At 70.6% G+C, this 15,714-nt stretch carries 19 protein-coding genes; 5 read left to right on the plus strand and 14 right to left on the minus strand.

Going from position 1 to position 15,714, the window contains the following annotated elements; all coding sequences use genetic code 11:
* Positions 1-32: 32 nt before the first annotated feature.
* Complete coding sequence (purU, locus tag IC605_RS10730; RefSeq protein WP_216323191.1) at positions 33-908, plus strand: formyltetrahydrofolate deformylase; 876 nt, start codon at positions 33-35, stop codon at positions 906-908.
* A gap of 7 nt (positions 909-915) precedes the next feature.
* Here purU and IC605_RS10735 read toward each other — a convergent pair whose 3' ends face one another.
* The 10 genes from IC605_RS10735 to ftsE form a co-directional block, all read right to left on the minus strand.
* Complete coding sequence (locus IC605_RS10735) at positions 916-1,431, minus strand: hypothetical protein (protein WP_216323194.1); 516 nt, start codon at positions 1,429-1,431, stop codon at positions 916-918.
* Between the two features lie 91 nt (positions 1,432-1,522).
* On the minus strand, positions 1,523-2,134 hold the full coding sequence (locus IC605_RS10740) for an LON peptidase substrate-binding domain-containing protein (protein WP_246580697.1): 612 nt from the start codon (positions 2,132-2,134) through the stop codon (positions 1,523-1,525).
* Between the two features lie 104 nt (positions 2,135-2,238).
* Positions 2,239-3,051 (minus strand): tRNA (guanosine(37)-N1)-methyltransferase TrmD, encoded by an 813-nt coding sequence (trmD, locus tag IC605_RS10745; protein ID WP_216323197.1) that lies wholly within the window; start codon positions 3,049-3,051, stop codon positions 2,239-2,241.
* A 19-nt stretch (positions 3,052-3,070) separates the two neighbouring features.
* The gene (rimM, locus tag IC605_RS10750) at positions 3,071-3,610 is read right to left on the minus strand and encodes a ribosome maturation factor RimM (protein WP_216323200.1); all 540 of its coding nucleotides are present in this window, start codon (positions 3,608-3,610) and stop codon (positions 3,071-3,073) included.
* Complete coding sequence (locus IC605_RS10755) at positions 3,607-3,846, minus strand: KH domain-containing protein (protein WP_216323202.1); 240 nt, start codon at positions 3,844-3,846, stop codon at positions 3,607-3,609. The genes rimM and IC605_RS10755 overlap by 4 nt, the downstream gene beginning before the upstream one ends.
* Positions 3,847-3,991: 145 nt before the next feature.
* Positions 3,992-4,240, minus strand: a complete 249-nt coding sequence (rpsP, locus tag IC605_RS10760; RefSeq protein WP_216323205.1) for a 30S ribosomal protein S16 — start codon at positions 4,238-4,240, stop codon at positions 3,992-3,994.
* A 510-nt stretch (positions 4,241-4,750) separates the two neighbouring features.
* Positions 4,751-5,356, minus strand: coding sequence for a carboxymuconolactone decarboxylase family protein (locus IC605_RS10765; RefSeq protein ID WP_216323208.1), 606 nt, complete (start codon positions 5,354-5,356; stop codon positions 4,751-4,753).
* A gap of 319 nt (positions 5,357-5,675) precedes the next feature.
* Positions 5,676-7,157 (minus strand): murein hydrolase activator EnvC family protein, encoded by a 1,482-nt coding sequence (locus tag IC605_RS10770; RefSeq protein ID WP_216323211.1) that lies wholly within the window; start codon positions 7,155-7,157, stop codon positions 5,676-5,678.
* Positions 7,154-8,017, minus strand: coding sequence for a cell division protein FtsX (locus IC605_RS10775; protein ID WP_216323214.1), 864 nt, complete (start codon positions 8,015-8,017; stop codon positions 7,154-7,156). Before IC605_RS10775 ends, IC605_RS10770 begins: the two co-directional genes overlap by 4 nt.
* 10 nt (positions 8,018-8,027) lie before the next feature.
* Positions 8,028-8,711: a cell division ATP-binding protein FtsE gene (ftsE, locus tag IC605_RS10780; protein WP_216323217.1), complete on the minus strand. Its 684-nt coding sequence runs from the start codon at positions 8,709-8,711 to the stop codon at positions 8,028-8,030.
* Between the two features lie 187 nt (positions 8,712-8,898).
* Here ftsE and IC605_RS10785 point away from each other — a divergent pair, with 187 nt between their 5' ends.
* Positions 8,899-10,215 carry a S41 family peptidase gene (locus IC605_RS10785; RefSeq protein WP_343216580.1) on the plus strand — a complete coding sequence of 439 codons (1,317 nt, stop codon included), beginning with the start codon at positions 8,899-8,901 and terminating at the stop codon, positions 10,213-10,215.
* A gap of 97 nt (positions 10,216-10,312) precedes the next feature.
* Here IC605_RS10785 and IC605_RS10790 read toward each other — a convergent pair whose 3' ends face one another.
* The 4 genes from IC605_RS10790 to IC605_RS10805 form a co-directional block, all read right to left on the minus strand.
* The gene (locus IC605_RS10790) at positions 10,313-10,942 is read right to left on the minus strand and encodes a hypothetical protein (protein WP_216323220.1); all 630 of its coding nucleotides are present in this window, start codon (positions 10,940-10,942) and stop codon (positions 10,313-10,315) included.
* A gap of 45 nt (positions 10,943-10,987) precedes the next feature.
* Entirely contained in the window at positions 10,988-11,539 is a 552-nt protein-coding gene (locus IC605_RS10795; protein ID WP_246580698.1) for a GNAT family N-acetyltransferase, read from the minus strand.
* A 107-nt stretch (positions 11,540-11,646) separates the two neighbouring features.
* Positions 11,647-11,958: a membrane protein insertion efficiency factor YidD gene (gene yidD, locus IC605_RS10800; protein ID WP_216323225.1), complete on the minus strand. Its 312-nt coding sequence runs from the start codon at positions 11,956-11,958 to the stop codon at positions 11,647-11,649.
* 73 nt (positions 11,959-12,031) lie between these two features.
* A complete protein-coding gene (locus tag IC605_RS10805; protein WP_216323228.1) occupies positions 12,032-12,598 on the minus strand; it encodes a GNAT family N-acetyltransferase in 567 nt (188 codons plus the stop codon).
* Between the two features lie 106 nt (positions 12,599-12,704).
* On the opposite strand from IC605_RS10805, the gene IC605_RS10810 reads away from it, so the two are divergent.
* From IC605_RS10810 to IC605_RS10820, 3 genes are all read left to right on the plus strand, one after another.
* Positions 12,705-13,808, plus strand: a complete 1,104-nt coding sequence (locus tag IC605_RS10810; protein WP_216323245.1) for a Gfo/Idh/MocA family protein — start codon at positions 12,705-12,707, stop codon at positions 13,806-13,808.
* A 2-nt stretch (positions 13,809-13,810) separates the two neighbouring features.
* Complete coding sequence (locus IC605_RS10815; protein WP_216323249.1) at positions 13,811-14,371, plus strand: putative glycolipid-binding domain-containing protein; 561 nt, start codon at positions 13,811-13,813, stop codon at positions 14,369-14,371.
* A gap of 81 nt (positions 14,372-14,452) precedes the next feature.
* Positions 14,453-15,679 (plus strand): FAD-dependent oxidoreductase, encoded by a 1,227-nt coding sequence (locus IC605_RS10820; protein ID WP_216323252.1) that lies wholly within the window; start codon positions 14,453-14,455, stop codon positions 15,677-15,679.
* The last annotated feature ends 35 nt before the right edge of the window (positions 15,680-15,714 follow it).

A 15,714-nucleotide genomic window follows, 5' to 3' on the forward strand; every position in this document is an offset into this window, starting at 1 on the left:
CACCGCCCCCCGACCGCTATCCTGGCCCGGACATGACGGCCGCGCTCGATCCGCTCAACACCGCCACCCTCACCATCACCTGCCCGGACCGGGGGGGCATCGTGGCCGCCGTCTCGCAGTTTCTCCACAACCACGGGGCGAACATCATCCACTCTGACCAGCACTCCACCGATCCCGCGGGCGGCACCTTCTTCATGCGGATGGAGTTTCACCTCGACGGCCTCGACCTCGCGCGCGGCCCCTTCGAGCGGGCCTTCGCGCACGTCGTCGCCGAGCCCTTCGGGATGGACTGGCGGCTCGGCTACACCACCCAGCCCAAGCGCATGGCGATCCTGGTGAGCCGATACGACCACTGCTTCCTCGACCTGCTGTGGCGCAAGCGGCGGGGCGAGCTGAACGTGGACCTGCCCCTGATCATCTCCAACCACGAGGACCTGCGCCGGGACGCGGAGATGTTCGGCATCCCCTTCCACGTCGTGCCCGTGACGAAGGAGAACAAGGCCGAGGCCGAGGCCGAGCAGGTCCGGTTGATGCGGGAGGCCGACGCCGACTTCGCCGTGCTCGCCCGCTACATGCAGATTCTCTCGGGCGACTTTCTGAACGGCTTCGGACGGCCCGTCATCAACATCCACCACTCCTTCCTGCCCGCCTTCATCGGCGCCAATCCCTACCGTGCGGCCTTCAACCGGGGCGTCAAGCTCATCGGCGCGACGAGCCACTACGTCACCGAGGAACTCGACGCCGGGCCGATCATCGCCCAGGACGTGATTCCCGTGACCCACCGCGAGACGCCCGACACGTTGATGCGCCTGGGCCGCGATGTGGAGCGTCAGGTCCTCGCCCGGGCGGTGAAGGCCCACGTGGAAGACCGGGTGCTCGTGTACGGGAACAAGACGGTGGTGTTCTAGCGGGCGCCTACTTCAGGCTCTTCATCGCCGCGTCGAGCTGGGCCGCGTACTTGGGGTAGAGCGTCTTGGTCACGTTGGCGGTGACGAGGAGTGTCTTTTTGCCCTCACGCGTGGCCCGCAGGTGGTTGTAGATCGGCTGGTCCAGGCCGTTCACCCAGAATTGCAGCACGATCCAGTCCCGGCCCGACACACGCTCGATGCCGTGCTTCACCCAGCGGAAGCCCGGGGTGCCCTGCACCGAGCGTTCGAGTGCGGCCTGCGCGGGGGAGAGGTCCCCCGGGGGCAACTGAACGTCCCGCACGGCAAAGGCGATGTTGACCGCCCAGCTCGGGCCGGGGGTGGAGTACACGGAGGTGGGCGGAGTGCCCCCGCGCGAGTATTTCAGGGCGACGACCTCCGGGGGCATGGGCACGAAGCCCGCCGGGAGGGCGAGGCTCACCCCCGTGCCGGGGACGGTGACGCGGGTGTCAGCGGCCTGGGAGGCCAGGAGCAGGGCGGCGAGACCGGGAAGCAGAACGTTCATGGCTGGACCTCGGGGGTGAGGGGGACGGAGTAGGGGGACCCGCTCACTCTACCGGGTGACGTTTTCGTGCGGACGCGCCCGGCGTCCAGCCCTAATTCAACTCCCGAGCCTCCAGCGGCACGAAGCGCAGCAGCGCCTCCAGGCGGTCGAGCAAGGTGGGAGCGCCCAGCGCCTCCTCGCGCTGCTCGGGGGTGAGGGGCAGCAGGGCGGCGGCAAAACTGGCGACGAGCAGGGGGTCGCCGGGGGCGTTTTCCAAGATCGCCTCGGCGTCGTCCGGGTGCAGGCGCACCACGCCCGAGAGCAGGTGCCGGGCGAGGGCGTCCAAGGCGGACTCTTCCAGGGGGCCCTGCTCCAGGGGGGTGAGGGCCACGTCGGCGCTGAGGTAGGTGTGCGACAGGTCGAAGTCCTGCACCGTGAAGCGCTCGCCGCCCACGATCAGGATGCTGCTCGTGCCGTCCTCGTGGCGCTGGGCGCGGGTGACGTGCGCCAGGGTGCCCAGGCGTGAGACCCGCTCGTGGAAGGGCAGGGGCGACTCCTCGCTCGACCAGCGGATGCGGACGATGCCAAAAGGTTCCCCGCTGGCCTGCACGCGCGCCAGCAGCTCCCGGTAGCGGGGCTCGAACACGTACAGCGGCAACATCTGTCCCGGAAACAGGACGAGGCTGGGAAGGGGAAAGAGGGGCACCTGCATCTCGCTCCCCATGCTGCGCTCATCCCGGGACGCCGAACTAGGCGGGGATCACAGAAGCTCGACTATAGGCACGATTTCCGACAGTTGTGGCCGCCACACCGGGACGGGATCGCCCCTCACTCCTCCGTCCCGGGGGCCGCCGTGGAACGTGGCCGTCGCGTCCGCTTCGGGGCGGGCGGCGGGGGCGCTCCCCACCCCGCCAGTTGCTCCGTTGTGACCCCCAGAGTCAGGAGGTGGGCGCTGTCCTGCGGGGTCAGCCCCGCCGCGGGGAGGAGGTCGGGCCGCCGCGCGAGCGTCCGCGCCAGGGCCTGCTGCCGCCGCCAGGTTGCAACCGCGCCGTGGTTTCCGCCCTTCAGGACTTCGGGCACGCTCTGGCCGCGCCACTCGGGGGGGCGGGTGTACTCCGGGTAGTCGAGCAGCCCGCTCGAAAAGGAATCCGCCCGGTGCGAGTCCTCGTCGCCCAGCACCCCGGGCCGCAGCCGCGCGACCGCCTCCAGCACGCAGACTGCCGCCGCCTCGCCCCCCATGGTCACGAAGTCGCCGACGCTCAATTCCCGCGTGACGAGCCTCTCCACCCGCGCGTCGAAGCCCTCGTAACGCCCGCACAGGAAGGCGAGGTGCGTCCTGGTCGAGAATTCTTCCGCCGTCCGCTGGGTGAAGGGCTCCCCGGCGGGCGTGAAGAGGATCACCTCGTCGGCGGGGGGGAGGCTGCTCAAAGCCCGCTCCGCCACGTCCACCCGGATCACCATGCCCGCGCCGCCGCCGTAGGGCGTGTCGTCCACCTTCGCGTGTTTGTTCCCCGAAAAGTCGCGCATGTTCACGAGGTTGACGTGGATCAGCCCCCGCGCCGCCGCCTTGCCCAGAATCGCCTCGGAGGCGAAGGGCGCGAGCAGTTCGGGAAAGAGGGTCAGGAAGGAAAAGGTCAGCATGGAAGGTGAGGGGAGAGGCTCAGCGCGCCTCCTCCGCGCCCTCCCCGAGCAAACCCCCCGGCGCGTCCTCCGTCAGGGCGATGGCGCCGGGGCGGCCCGTCTCCCCGGGCTGCACGACCACGTACGGCGCCTGCAAGGGCACGAAATCCTCCCCGCCCGGGTGCATCACGACGAGCAAATCCTGGTGCCCGCCGTCCAGCACGTCCCGCACCTCGCCCAGCCGCGCGCCGTCTGCTCCCAGCACGGGAAGACCGCGCAACTCGTGGTAGTAGTAGCTCCCCTCCTCCAGCCCGGGCAGCTCGGCGTCGGCGGCATAGACGTTGAGGTCCCGCAGCGTCTCCGCCCCCTCCCGTGTCGTCACCCCGGCGAGGTGCAGGGCCACGCCGGGCGGCACGGACTCGGCGCGCCGTACCCGCAGCCAGCCCCGGCCCTCGACCCACACGCGCGGCAGGTCCAGCAGTTGCGCGGGGTCGCCCAGCACGTAGACCTTCACCCCGCCCTGAACGCCGTGCGGGGCCAGAAAGTACCCCAGGCGGGTGGTGTCTTCCGGCGCGGTCACGACTTGCGCGGCGCGTCGAGGTCCACGTTCACGCGCTCGCGGGGATCGCTCGCCGCGCGCACGAGGGTGCGGATGGCCTGGATCACGCGCCCCTGCCGCCCGATCAGCCGCCCCTCCTCGCCGGGCCCCACCCGCACGATCACGGTCGGCCCGCGTTTGGAGGCGCGCACCAGCGAGGGCTGGTCCACCACGCTCTGTGCCAGAAAGAGCGTCAATTCCACGGGGTCGGTCTTCATGGGGCGCATTGTAGGGGAGAGGTTGTGGGCTGTGGGCCGTAGGGTGTGGGAGAAGAGGGCTGCCCCCCCCACAACCCACGACCTACACCCCACAAGCCAAAAAAGAGGCCCCCGCAGGAGCCCCTTTCTCGTGTTCTTGGTCGCCTCAGCCGAGCTTGACGCCCTGCGACTTGAGCAGGCGGCGGGCGGTCTGGGTGGGCTGGGCGCCCTGGGAAAGCCAGTAGGCCGCGCGCTCGGCGTCGATCTTCAGGTAGGTCTCGGTCTTCTTGCGGGGGTCGTAGTGCCCCAGGCTCTCGATGTAGCCACCGTCGCGGGGACGGCGCACGTCCGCGACCACGATGCGGTAGTGGGGGTTGTGGGTGGAGCCGAAACGGGACAGGCGAATCTTGACCATGTTGGGAAGTACCTCTGGAGGCCGGGCCTCGGGTTGGGGGTGATGAGGGTTGTCTCCCGCCTAGGTCGCGGGGCTCATGCGCCCGCAGCAGCCAACCGGAAGCGCACCGAAGGAGAGTATCAGAGAGGAGGGGGGAGGGGCAAGGGGCGAGTGTAGCTGAGTAGGCCGCTGCTTGTCGCTTGGAAACGGAGGCGACTCTTTCCACAAAAGGCGCGCTGCAAGTCACACGCTCTCTGGCTTTAAAAATCCAGCATTGTCTGACATCTGGCAGTTTCGGCAGAAGACGTCTGGGACGTGCTTTTGGCCCCATCTGGGGGTCTAAACCCAAAAGAATTGCGTTCCAGACGCTATGTGCAGACCTTCTGTCCTCTATGTCCCACGAGCAGCACCTTGGGCTCACGCACAGTGCACAACGTGTCCCGGAGCATCGGCCTCGGCCGTTCGAACAAGGATCAACCTGAGACGCCTTGGTCCTCCAGCGGCGACAGCCACGCCAGAGCCTCGACCCGTTCAGCTTGAAACCAGCGCCTCGTAATCCGCGAACCGAGCCGCCCCGTCCTCCAGCGGAAGAGCAAGGCCCGCAGCAAGGTAGGAGATGGTGTGGTAGTGCCCGGTCAGCATGATGATCTCCAGGATTTGCTCACTGTTGTAGTGCGCTGACAGCTCGGCAAACTCCTCATCCGACAGAGTTGAGCGCTCGTGCAGCGCATCGACCACCCGGATCAGCGCGGCCTCGCTCGCCGACCACCTGGAAGGATCAGCAGGCACCCGCAGAGTCTCGGCGACGTCCTGGCGGCTCAACCCTGCTTTCTCGGCAAACACCATCACATGCACGCCCCACTCCCACTCGCAGCCGGTGCGAGCACAGGTTCGTTCGATGATGATCTCCCGTTCCCGGAGGGACAGAAGTCGGCCATCCAGCAACGAGCCCGCGCGGAACTTGGCCCAAGCCCGCTCGCTGCTCGCCATCGTCGTGAACAGGACGTACGGGGTCTGCTCGCCAAACATCTGCTTTACTTCTTCACCCGCCGGGGTCTCGTACGGCGGTTGTAACGGTGTGATCCTTGCCATGTTCATCCTCTCTGCTCCGGGTGCGGTAACGCTGGTGGTCGTCAAGAACGTAGGGAAGGCATGCTTGTATTTCAACTGATATCTTGCAGGTAGCTCTCAAGGGCGGGAAGTGCGTGCTCGAAGGCGTCGAGTGCTTTCAACTCCAAGTGGAGCGCTCGGCGACGCTTTTTGGGTACAAACGAGAACCGCCCGGTTCTTGCCAGCCTGCCCTCGATACCTAAACTGCAAGATGTCAGTTGTGCCTCATGTCAGAGGTGAAGCTGCTTTTGCCCCTCCCCCCTTGTGGGGGAGGTTGGGAGGGGGTGGACGGCGCAGCCGTCCCAGCGTACTTTCCCTTCCGTGAGGGTCTTTCTGAAACGTGCGCTCAAAACGGCGGCGCCACCGGCCTGCGACTCCCCCCGCTCACGCTGTTGACCTGAAAGGCCATTCGCCCCGGCCCGAAGATGGGGCTGCCGCCCACCGAGCCGAGGGGGGTGCCGCGTGCGACCCGTTCCCCTACGCCCACCCGCGCATCTTGCAGGCCGAAGTACGCGGTGACGGTGGGGCCGTGGTCGAGCAGGACGACCCAGCCCAGGCTGGCGTAGTAGGTCGTGGCGATCACGTTGCCGTCGAGGGCGGCGACGGCGGAGCTTCCGTCGGGGGCGCCGAGCACGACCCACTGCGCCCCGTTCGCGCCGTAGGGCTGGGTGACGCTGCCGCCGGGAAGGGGGAAGCCGACCGGGCCGCTGACGCTCGGCAGGGGCGCGAGTTGCCGCTCGACCTGCGCCGCCTCCTGCTGCACCCGATCCTGCCGCTGGCTGAGGGCGGCCTGCTCGCTGCGGAGCTGCGCTTCCCGCTGGCGCTGGGCGGCGAGGGCCGCTTCGCGTGCTGCCTGCGCTCTGGCCTCCGCCTGAGCGCGGGCGCGGGCCTCGGCCTCGGCGCGGGCGCGTTCGCGGGCGAGGCGGGCCTGCCGTTCCTGCTCGGCGCGCACCCGGGCCAGCCGCAACGCCTCCTGCCGGGCGCGTTCCTGGGCCTCGCGGATGCGGCGCAACTCGGCCTCGCGGCGTTGGCGCTCCTCCTCCAGGCGGCGGCGGCGCTCGGCCTCCAGGCGGGCGCGTTCCTTGACCACGGCCCCGACGAGCTGGTCGATGGTCCGGGCGGTGAGGGCCTGCTCCGCCTGCGTCTGCACGGCGAGGGCACGCTGGCCCTGCTCGCTGCGGCGCAAGGTGGCGAGGAGGGTCTGCTGCTCGGCGCGGCGGTCGCGCAGGTCCTCCAGGCGGGCGAGGCGTTCGGTCTGGAGGCTCCGGAGGGTCGCCGTCTGCTGCCGCTGCTGCGTCTGCTGTGCGGCGAGGGTCCGCACCGCCCCCCGCAGCGTCTCGATGACCTCGATGTCGTGCTGCCCGGCGAGGTTGGCGTACCGCAGCCGGATCAGGAGGTCCGAGAGGTTGGCCGACTGCGAGAGGAGCTGGAGATACCGCCCGCTGCGTTCGCGGTAGAGGGCCCCCAGCAGGGCGCGCACGTCCCCCTGGAGCCGGACCACCCGTTTCTCGGTGAGGTCACGCTGGGCCGTCGTGTCGTCCAGTTGCCGCTGGGCCAGGGCCACCCGCGCCGCCAGGGTCGCCGCCTGATTCTCCAGGTCGGCGACGTTCCCGGCGAGCGTGTCGAGCCGGGTCAGGGTCTGCCGCTGCTGCGCCGTCAGGTTCTGGATGTTCGCGCGCAGGCGTTCGAGTTCCTGTCGTTGTCCAGCGCCGAGCCGCCGCTGCTCCTGCAACTGGCGCTGCAAGTTCTCCAGCCGCTCGCTGGTCGTCTGCGCGCCCGCGAGGAGCGCCGCTGAGAGCAGGGCGGGCAGGGCCCAGCGCGGTCTCATTCGAGTTCCCGCAGGTAGCGGCGGGACGCGAAGAGGCTGCCGAACAGGCCGATCACGACGCCGAGCCCCCCCACCGCCCCCAGGATCGGCAGCAGCGTGGGCAGGTCGCGCACCACCGGGAACACGGGCGCGAAGAGCCCCACCCGCTCCGCGAGTTCGAGGTACGTCGGCGTCAGCAGCGCCAGGGCGAGCGCCGCCGCCGTCACGCCCAGGATCAGCCCCTCGATGACGTGCGGCATCCGGATAAAGCCCCGCGTGGCCCCGAGCAACCGCATCACGCTGATCTCCTGGCGCCGCGCGTACATGGCGACCCGCACGGCGTTGAGGATGTTGAAGAGGGTCCCGAGCAGGAGGAGCCCCACGAGCGCGTACCCGGCCCCGCGCACGGCGGTCAGCGTCCGCACCGTCTGGTCCACGTACCCGGCGCCGTACTCCACGTCCTCCACCCCGGCGAGGGTCCCCACCGCCCGGGCGACGGCGCGCGAGTCCTCCACCCGCGACACCCGCATCCGCAGCGTGTCGGGAAAGGGGTTCCCGGCGAGTTCGGCGGCGTCCCGCGCGTAGGGGTAGTCGCGCGTCATCTCGTTGAGCACCTGCTCGCTCGTCACCAGCGTCGCCTCGCGCACCTGGGGCAGCGCCCGCACCTGGGTCAGGAGCAGCGGCCCGTCTGCCCCCTCCCGCAGAAAGGCCGCCACCTCCACCTGCGATTCGAGCTGAGAGAGCGTGCGGTTCACGTTCAGCGTGAGGAGCAGCACGAAGCCCAGCATCAGCAGCGTGAGGGTCATCGTCATCAGCGTGGCGAAGGTGGCCGTGAGGTTCCCGCGCATGGCGAGGAGGGCCTGTCGGAGGTGGTAGCTCACGCCCCCGTCCTCACAGCGCGTACCCCCCGTAGGGATCGTCCCGCACCAGCTTGCCCTTGCGCAGGGTCAGGGTGCGGTGGCGGAAGGTCTCCACCAGCTCGCGGGCGTGCGTGGCGACGATGACGGTGGTGCCCCGCAGATTGACGTTCTGGAGGACCTTGAGGACCTCGCGCCCGTTCTCGGGGTCGAGGTTGCCGGTGGGCTCGTCGGCCAGCAGCAGGGGCGGGTCGCTGACGATGGCGCGGGCGATGGCGACGCGCTGCTGCTCGCCCTGGGAGAGCTGGACGGGGAGGGCGTGCTTCTTGTGCTCCAGGCCCACGGTCCGCAGGGCCGCGTTGACCCGGGGCGCCCAATCGCGCTGCGGCACGCCCGTCACGCGCAGGGTAAAGGCCACGTTGTCCTGGGTGTTGAGGTGCTCCAGCAGCAGGTTTTCCTGGAAGACGGTGCCGATGCGGCGGCGCAGCAGGGCGGTGCGGCGGCCCCGGTAGCGCGCCAGCGGCTCGCCGACGACCCGGATTTCGCCCCGGGTGGGCAGGGCGCGCTTGAGCACCAGATTCATGAAGCTGCTCTTGCCCGCCCCCGAGTGCCCGACGAGGTACACGAATTCGCCCTTGCCCACCGACAGGCTCAGGTCGTCGAGCGCGAGGGTGCGGGTGACGGGATACTCCAGCGTCACGTGGCGGAACTCGATCATGCGCGCCTCCGGGCGGGGACGGCGCGGCGGCGCGGGGGGAAGGGTCGCGTCATGCTCGCGGCCCAGGATAGCCCACCGTCTTCAGGAAACCGTGAAGGGCGCCTCATGACGGCGGGCCCCGGGTGGGGTCTCAGGCTGGTAACAGGGGACTCAAACGGTCTTCACCCGCCCACCCTATTCTGACCCCGTGAACCGCAAACGCATGACGCTCGTGGCCGGGGCCCTCGCCGCGACCGCCGCCGTGGGGTACGCCCAGCTCGGCGGCTACACCGAATCGGAACTGACGAAATCCAAGACCGGCCAGGCGCTCCTTCAGGTGCTCGGCGGCCTCGACCGCTTCTACCTCTACCCGGTGGACGACGAGAAGGTGCTGCGCGGCGCGATCAACGGGGCGCTCGGCAGCCTCGGCGACGAGTTCACGTACTACTCCGAGCCCGCCGACAACGCCATCGACGCCCAGAACCTCGCCGGGGAGTTCTACGGCATCGGCGTGACCCTGGTGGGCGCCAACCCCGACGGCACGGGCGGCAAGGTGGACAACGTGTTCAAGGGCGGCGCCGCCGCGAACGCCGGGGTGCAGATCGGCGACGTGTTCGTGAAGATCGGCGACACCGAGGTCCTGACGAGCAAGCTCAACGAGATCGTGCGGCTCGTGCGCGGTCAGCGGGGCACGACCGTCAACGTGACCTTCGCGCGGGGCGGCAAGCCCTACACGGTGAGGATGGAGCGCCAGCCCGTGACGGTCGTCAGCGTGGAGCAGACGGTGTTGCCGGGGGGCGTCGGCTACATCGCCCTGAACACCTTTTACAACGAGAAGGCGAGCGAGCAGTTCCGCGCGGCGGTGGCCGACATGAAAAAGCGGAACGTGCAAAAGCTGATCCTCGACCTGCGCGACAACGGCGGCGGGCTGCTGGGCGCGGGCACCGACGTGGCCGACCAGTTCCTGGGCAAGGGCACCATCGTCAGCCTGCGCGACCGCAGCGGCCGCACCGAGGTCTACGACCCGGCCACCACGAGTGCGAGCGACTATGCGGGGAGGCTCGTCGTCCTCGTGAACAAGAACAGCGCCTCGGCGAGCGAGGTCGTCGCGGGGGCCCTCCAGGACATGAAGCGCGCGACCGTCGTCGGCGAGCAGACCTTCGGCAAGGGCGTGGCGCAGCTTCCCTTCGAGACGGCCGACGGCGGCAAGGTCGCCATCGTCAACAGCGAGTGGCTGACCCCGGCGGGGCGCCAGATTCACAAGAAGGGCATCACCCCGGATGTGGTCGTGACCGACACCCGCTACACCACGCCCCTGAACTTCAGCGGCAGCGGCCTCACGGCGAATGCCAAGCTCACCTTGACCGTGGATGGCAAGCCCGTGACCGTCACCGCCGACAAGGACGGCAAGTTCACCTACACCGCCGAAGTCAAGCGCCCCACCCGCTCGACCACCCAGGGCGAGGCCGTGGTGGACACGCAGGGCGACGCGATCCTGAAAAAGGCTGTGGAACTGCTGCGGTAAGCGGTCAGCCGTCAGCTTTCAGCAGTCAGCAGGGCGCCCTGGGGGAGTGGGGCGCCCTCGCTGCTTTTGGCCGACCGCTGATGGCTAAAAGCTTCCCTCAGTCCCACTCCCACTTCCGCCAGTCGCTGGGTCTCGCCTCGCGGCTGGCCGTCTTCCTGGCCTTCGCGGCGTCGGGGGCCGGATACCAGGGGTAGGTGGCGGCCAGGGCGGCGTGCAGCCGCTCCATCAGTAGGGCGCGCAGGGTCGCTTCCTCCGCTGCCGTGACCTTGCCGATCTCGCCGATCAGGTGGGTCAGGGTGGCCTCCAGCCCGGAAAGGTAAGGATCGCGGGCGAGGCGGACGGCCCCCTTGCGCAGCGGCTCGGGGTGGATGGCGGGGGTGTAGGTCTCGGCGGCGGCGCGGAGGAGGGCGTCGCGTTCGGCCTGCCGGACCTCCCTGCGGCGCTCGGCCCGTTCGCGGGCGTCGGCAGCGCGGGCCTGGGCGACGAGGAAGTTCTCGTCCCGCTCGGCCTCCACCACGCGCTCCTCGCGGTAGAGCTTGACGGGGGGGAGACGGCGGCGGCCCATCTTGAGGCCATTCTCGCGCTTGGCGTCGTGTTCGCCGAGGAACTTCTCGATCAATCGCGGCGTCCACCCCCGCTCCTTGAGGTCCTGGGTCGCCAGGAAGCCGGGCGGGTTGAGGGGCGGCGGGCCCTTGGGCCTGGGCGACTTGGACGGGCGCGGGCTCATGGCCGGGACGGGGGAGACAGGTGGGGGGGCCCTCACCCCCCTACCCTACCGCCCCGCGCCCGCCTCCCACTCGTCCCGCAACAGGTCGAGGCGCACGCTGTCAAAGCGCCTCCCGTTCACGACCCTCGCCCCCCGCACCCGCATACACTCCCGGAAGCCCACCCGCCGCGCGGCCCGGATCATGCGCTCGTTGCCGCCCCAGGTCGTGACGGTGACGACGTGCGCGTCCGTCCAGATGAAGGTGTCGGCCACCCAGCGGCCCAGGGCCCGCGTGCCCACCCCGCCGCCCCAGTGCCGGGGGTCGTAGATCAGGATGCCGAGGTCCCACCAGCCGCCGCCCTCCGGGGGCTCCTCCGAGCGGTTGACCATGCCCACGCACTCGCCCCCCACGTCGATCACCTGCTCGTCGGGGTCGGGCGGGCTCCCCGCGAGGTGGGCGACGTAGGCCTGCATGGTCTGCGTCGTGGTGTCGGCGTGGAAGTAGGGCGCGTCCCAGCGGCGCCACTCGGCCCCCGGGTCGGTCAGCCAGCGGGTGAGGACGGGCATGTCCCGGGATTGGCGGTCGCGCAGGGTGACGTGGGGGGGGTCGGACGACATCGGGCCTACCATGCCACAGTTTGGGCCGCAGTCCGGGCCTGCGCGGTCGGCTCGCCTGACCTGGGCTCCCGTGGACGCGGCCCGAGTGCGTGGCGGCTCGGAAAGCGTCAGCCGCAGCGGAAGGGAATGGGAACCGGCCCGCAGCAGCACAGCCCCCGCACGCGCGGCCCGTTCGTCCCGAGGGCGAGGGGTGAGCCCGAGTGCAGGGCGCGGTGGGCCGCCCGGCACTCCCCGAAGCGGGCGGCGACGCGGGCGCGGCCCCCGATCACCCCGTCCTCGCGCACGATGCGGGCCACCGCCGCCGAGCACGACTCGCCGCCGTGGAGTGCGGCGTGCGCGCAGCGAAAGCCCTTGCGGGGCGAGAGCCGCCGCCGGTAGAGGCCGATGCCGAGCAGGGTGAGCCGGTCGAGCGGGGTCATGCCCCACCGTAACGGGTGCGCGGCGGCGCAGGGGAGTGCGTCAACCGACGGTGAAGCCGGGAGGCGCCCGGGCTCAGGTCAGCTCCAGGACGAGGTGCCGGTAGCGCCCCCCCGCGACCACCCGTTCCCCCGCCGCCCGGTAGCCGTGCCGCTCGTAGAGGCGGGCGGCCGGATTCGCCTCCCCGGCGAGCAGCCCCACGCGCGACAGGCCCAGCTCGCGCGCCCGCGCCGCCACCGCGCCGAGCAGCCGCCCTCCCACGCCCTGCCCGCGCGCCTCCTCGACCACCGCCAGCGTGTCGAGGTACAGCTCGCCCGGCGTGGCCTCGGGGTCGATGCGGTCCGGGAGGCCCAGGGCCCGCAGCCGCTCGCGGAAGGGGGCGTCGAGCGCCTGCGCCTCCGAGCCGGGGTAGGCCACCGCCAGCCCCAGCGGCCTCCCCGGGCCCTCGGCGATCAGGGTGTGCGTGTGGCTCAGGCGGTTGTCCCGCAGCGGGAAGAAGCCCAGCAGCACCCGCGCCGCCCCGGTGTCCGACTCCGCTCCGGTGAGGGCGAGCCCGATCCTCCCGATGGTCGCCTGCATGAGCGGCACGGCAAAGGCCGCGTCGAAGGGGCGGGCGGGGCGGATCTGGAGGGGGGCGGTCATGCCCGGACAGCCTGACACGCCCGAACGGCGCGGGGGAGGCCGAACGGTAAAGGCCCGCTCATCGTGCCCGGTCGGCAGGACCATCCGGCGAGCTTACGGTGCAGCCATGCCCCTGAAACCGGACCTGCCCCTTCCCGAATCCGAGACGCGCCGCGTGGGCTTTGCCATCGTCGGCCTCGGGCAACTCAGCGTGGAGGAACTTATCCCCGCCGCGCGCACGAGCGAGCACGCGAGCGTGGCCGCCCTCGTTACCGACGACGAGGAGAAGGGCCGCGCCTACGCCCGGGCGCTCGACCTCACCGAAGAGGACGTGTACACCTACGAACGCTTCGAGGACCTGGGGGGCCGCGAGGACGTGGAGGCCGTCTACATCGTCTTGCCCAACAGCCTGCACCGGGACTTCACCGAGCGGGCCGCGCGGATGGGCAAGCACGTCCTGTGCGAGAAGCCGCTCTCGGTGAACGCGGAGGAGGCGCAGGCGATGGTGGACGCCTGCAAGAAGGCGAACGTGCTGCTGATGACCGCCTACCGCTGCCAGTACACGCCCCAGCACTGGGCCGCCCGCGAGGCCGTGCAGGGGGGCAGGCTCGGCGAGGTCAAGCTCCTCGATAGCGTCCACGGGCAGTCGGAGGACGACCCGGAGGCGTGGCGCATGAGGATGGCCCTGGCGGGTGGCGGTCCCCTCCCCGACGTGGGCATCTACAGCCTGAACACCGTGCGCTTCGTCCTCGGCACCGAGCCCGAGTGGGTCTTTGCCACCCTGCACCGGCCGGAAGACGACGAGCGCTTCCGGGAGGTCGAGGAGTCGGTGAGCTTCATGCTGGGCTTCCCGGGCGGCATCGTCGCCAACTGCCTGACGAGCTACGGCATCCACAAGACGGCCACCCTGCGCGTCCTCGGCGAGGAGGGCACCGTGCTGATGGACCCCGCCTTCACCTACCAGGGCCTGAGCCTGACCATCTCCGACCAGAAGGGGGACTTCCAACCCAAGCTCCCCGACGAGGACCAGTTCGGCCTGGAGTTCGACCACTTCGCCCAGCGGGTGCGCGACGGCAGGGCGCCGTGGACCCCCGGCGAGGAGGGCGTGCAAGACCACCGCATCATGGACGCGATCTACGAGAGCGCCCGCACGGGACAGGTCGTGCGCCTGACGCCCGTCCAGGGCCGCGACGTCTTCCGGGGCGAGAAGCCCGGGGCGGCGGGCCAATAGACGTGACGGGTGGGGTGGACGTGCTGTGGCGCGGCCTCGACCCGCGCGGGGAGAGCCTGGAACACCTGCGGCTCGAGTCCGCGCGGGCACGTGGCACGGTCGTCGCGCGAACGGGCGGCGTGCTGTTCACCCTGGGCTACGTGGTGGAGATCGACCCGGAGGGATATCCCCGCCTGACGACCCTGCGGGTGGTGGACGGCCCCACCCTCCAGTTGCGCCGGGCCTGGGACGGCGGCTGGAGCGACGCCCACGGGCGGCCTCTCCCCGAGCTGACGGGCTGCACCGACATCGACATCCAGGCCACCCCCTTCACGAACACCCTGCCCCTGCGCCGCCTGAACCTGCCCCTAGGGGCGGGGGCCGTGGTTCTCGCCGCGTGGGTGGGCGTGCCCGAGCTGGGGGTGCGGGCCGTCCGGCAACGCTATACCCGGCTGGGTGACCACACGTACCGCTACGAGAATCTGGAAAGCGGCTACGCGGCGGAGCTCACCGTGGACGCGGCGGGGCTCGTCACCCTCTATCCGGGGGCGTTCGAGCGAGTGCAGCCGGGGGCCCAGTCTTAAGGGGAGCGCAAGCCGCCCCTCCCCGCGAACCGGCGTCATTCCCTACAGCCGCGGTTTCCCCTTCCCGCCAGAATGCCCGCCATGCTGTTCGGAGAGGGAGACGTGTGCATCGTGGGGGGCGGCCCGGCGGGGATGATCCTGGCCCTGCTCCTCGCGCGCCAGGGCATCGCCGTGACGGTGTTGGAGGCGGCCCGCGACTTCGAGCGTTCCTTCCGGGGCGATACCCTCCACCCCGCGATCATGGAACTCCTCGAGGGGCTCGGCCTCGCCGAGCCCCTGTTGCGTCTGGCGCATACCCGCGCCCACCGCGCCCGCTTCATCACGCCCGCGCGCACCCAGGTCATCGCCGACTTCTCGTGCCTGCGCACGCCCTATCCCTACCTCACCGTGATGGCCCAGGCCCGCTTCCTGACCTTCCTCGCCGGGGAATTGGGACGGTATGGGCACGCCCGGGTCGTCATGGGCGCCCGGGTCGAGGGCCTGCTGGAGGAAGGTGGCCGGGTGACGGGCGTGCGCTACCGGCAGGGCGGCACCCTGCACGACCTCCCCGCGCGGCTCACGATGGGGGCGGACGGGCGGTTTTCCAAGGTGCGCTCGCTTTCGGGTCTGACCCTGCGGCGCCTCTCACCGGGTCAGGACGTGCTGTGGTTCGCCCTGCCCCGGCGTGAGGACGACCCCGGCGGCAGCATCGACCTGCACCTCGGCGGCCCTCACTGCATCGTCACCACCGACCACGGCGAACGCTGGCAGGTGGGGTACTCCATCCGCAAGGACAGTTACGGGCAGGCGCGGGAACACGGCGTGGGTCCCATCCGGCAAGCCGTGGCCGAGACGATCCCCTGGCTGGCCGACCGGGTGGGGCTGCTGACCGAGTGGACCCAGTTGCACCTCCTCGCGGTCGAGGTGGCGCGGGTACGGCGCTGGTGGCGGCCCGGCCTGCTCCTGATTGGGGACGCCGCGCACCCCATTTCCCCCATCGGCGGCATGGGCATCAACATGGCCGTGCAGGACGCAGTGGCGGCGGCCAACGTGCTCTCGGGTCCCCTGCGCTCGGGGTGGGTGCGGCCCCGGCACCTCGCGCGGGTGCAGCGGGAGCGCGCGTGGCAGATCGCCGTGCTTCAGGGGCAGCAGGTTATCCAGGAGCGCGAGGTGGTGGGGATTCACACGGGGGCCCAGCTCCACGTTCCCACCACCCTGATCCGGGTGCTGCACGGGCTGCCCGGCCTGCGCCGCCTGCCCGGGTACGTCACGGCGTATGGGCTGAAGCCGGTGCGGCTGCACCCAAGGTGGGCGGTGGAGCGGGTGTGACCTGCCTACACTACGTTCCTCTTCAGCCACGCCTC

This window comes from Deinococcus aestuarii (assembly GCF_018863415.1).
GTDB lineage: Bacteria > Deinococcota > Deinococci > Deinococcales > Deinococcaceae > Deinococcus > Deinococcus aestuarii.

What these genes read in the sequence shown, in the direction of transcription:
- IC605_RS10770 (WP_216323211.1), bottom strand. Translation starts at nt 7,157, where the DNA reads ATGAGACCGCGCTGGGCCCTGCCCGCCCTGCTCTCAGCGGCGCTCCTC.
- IC605_RS10790 (WP_216323220.1), bottom strand. Translation starts at nt 10,942, where the DNA reads ATGAGCCCGCGCCCGTCCAAGTCGCCCAGGCCCAAGGGCCCGCCGCCC.
- IC605_RS10735 (WP_216323194.1), bottom strand. Translation starts at nt 1,431, where the DNA reads ATGAACGTTCTGCTTCCCGGTCTCGCCGCCCTGCTCCTGGCCTCCCAG.
- yidD (WP_216323225.1), bottom strand. Translation starts at nt 11,958, where the DNA reads ATGACCCCGCTCGACCGGCTCACCCTGCTCGGCATCGGCCTCTACCGG.
- ftsE (WP_216323217.1), bottom strand. Translation starts at nt 8,711, where the DNA reads ATGATCGAGTTCCGCCACGTGACGCTGGAGTATCCCGTCACCCGCACC.
- purU (WP_216323191.1), top strand. Translation starts at nt 33, where the DNA reads ATGACGGCCGCGCTCGATCCGCTCAACACCGCCACCCTCACCATCACC.
- rpsP (WP_216323205.1), bottom strand. Translation starts at nt 4,240, where the DNA reads ATGGTCAAGATTCGCCTGTCCCGTTTCGGCTCCACCCACAACCCCCAC.
- IC605_RS10795 (WP_246580698.1), bottom strand. Translation starts at nt 11,539, where the DNA reads ATGTCGTCCGACCCCCCCCACGTCACCCTGCGCGACCGCCAATCCCGG.
- IC605_RS10810 (WP_216323245.1), top strand. Translation starts at nt 12,705, where the DNA reads ATGCCCCTGAAACCGGACCTGCCCCTTCCCGAATCCGAGACGCGCCGC.
- IC605_RS10805 (WP_216323228.1), bottom strand. Translation starts at nt 12,598, where the DNA reads ATGACCGCCCCCCTCCAGATCCGCCCCGCCCGCCCCTTCGACGCGGCC.
- IC605_RS10755 (WP_216323202.1), bottom strand. Translation starts at nt 3,846, where the DNA reads ATGAAGACCGACCCCGTGGAATTGACGCTCTTTCTGGCACAGAGCGTG.
- trmD (WP_216323197.1), bottom strand. Translation starts at nt 3,051, where the DNA reads ATGCTGACCTTTTCCTTCCTGACCCTCTTTCCCGAACTGCTCGCGCCC.
- IC605_RS10820 (WP_216323252.1), top strand. Translation starts at nt 14,453, where the DNA reads ATGCTGTTCGGAGAGGGAGACGTGTGCATCGTGGGGGGCGGCCCGGCG.
- IC605_RS10740 (WP_246580697.1), bottom strand. Translation starts at nt 2,134, where the DNA reads ATGGGGAGCGAGATGCAGGTGCCCCTCTTTCCCCTTCCCAGCCTCGTC.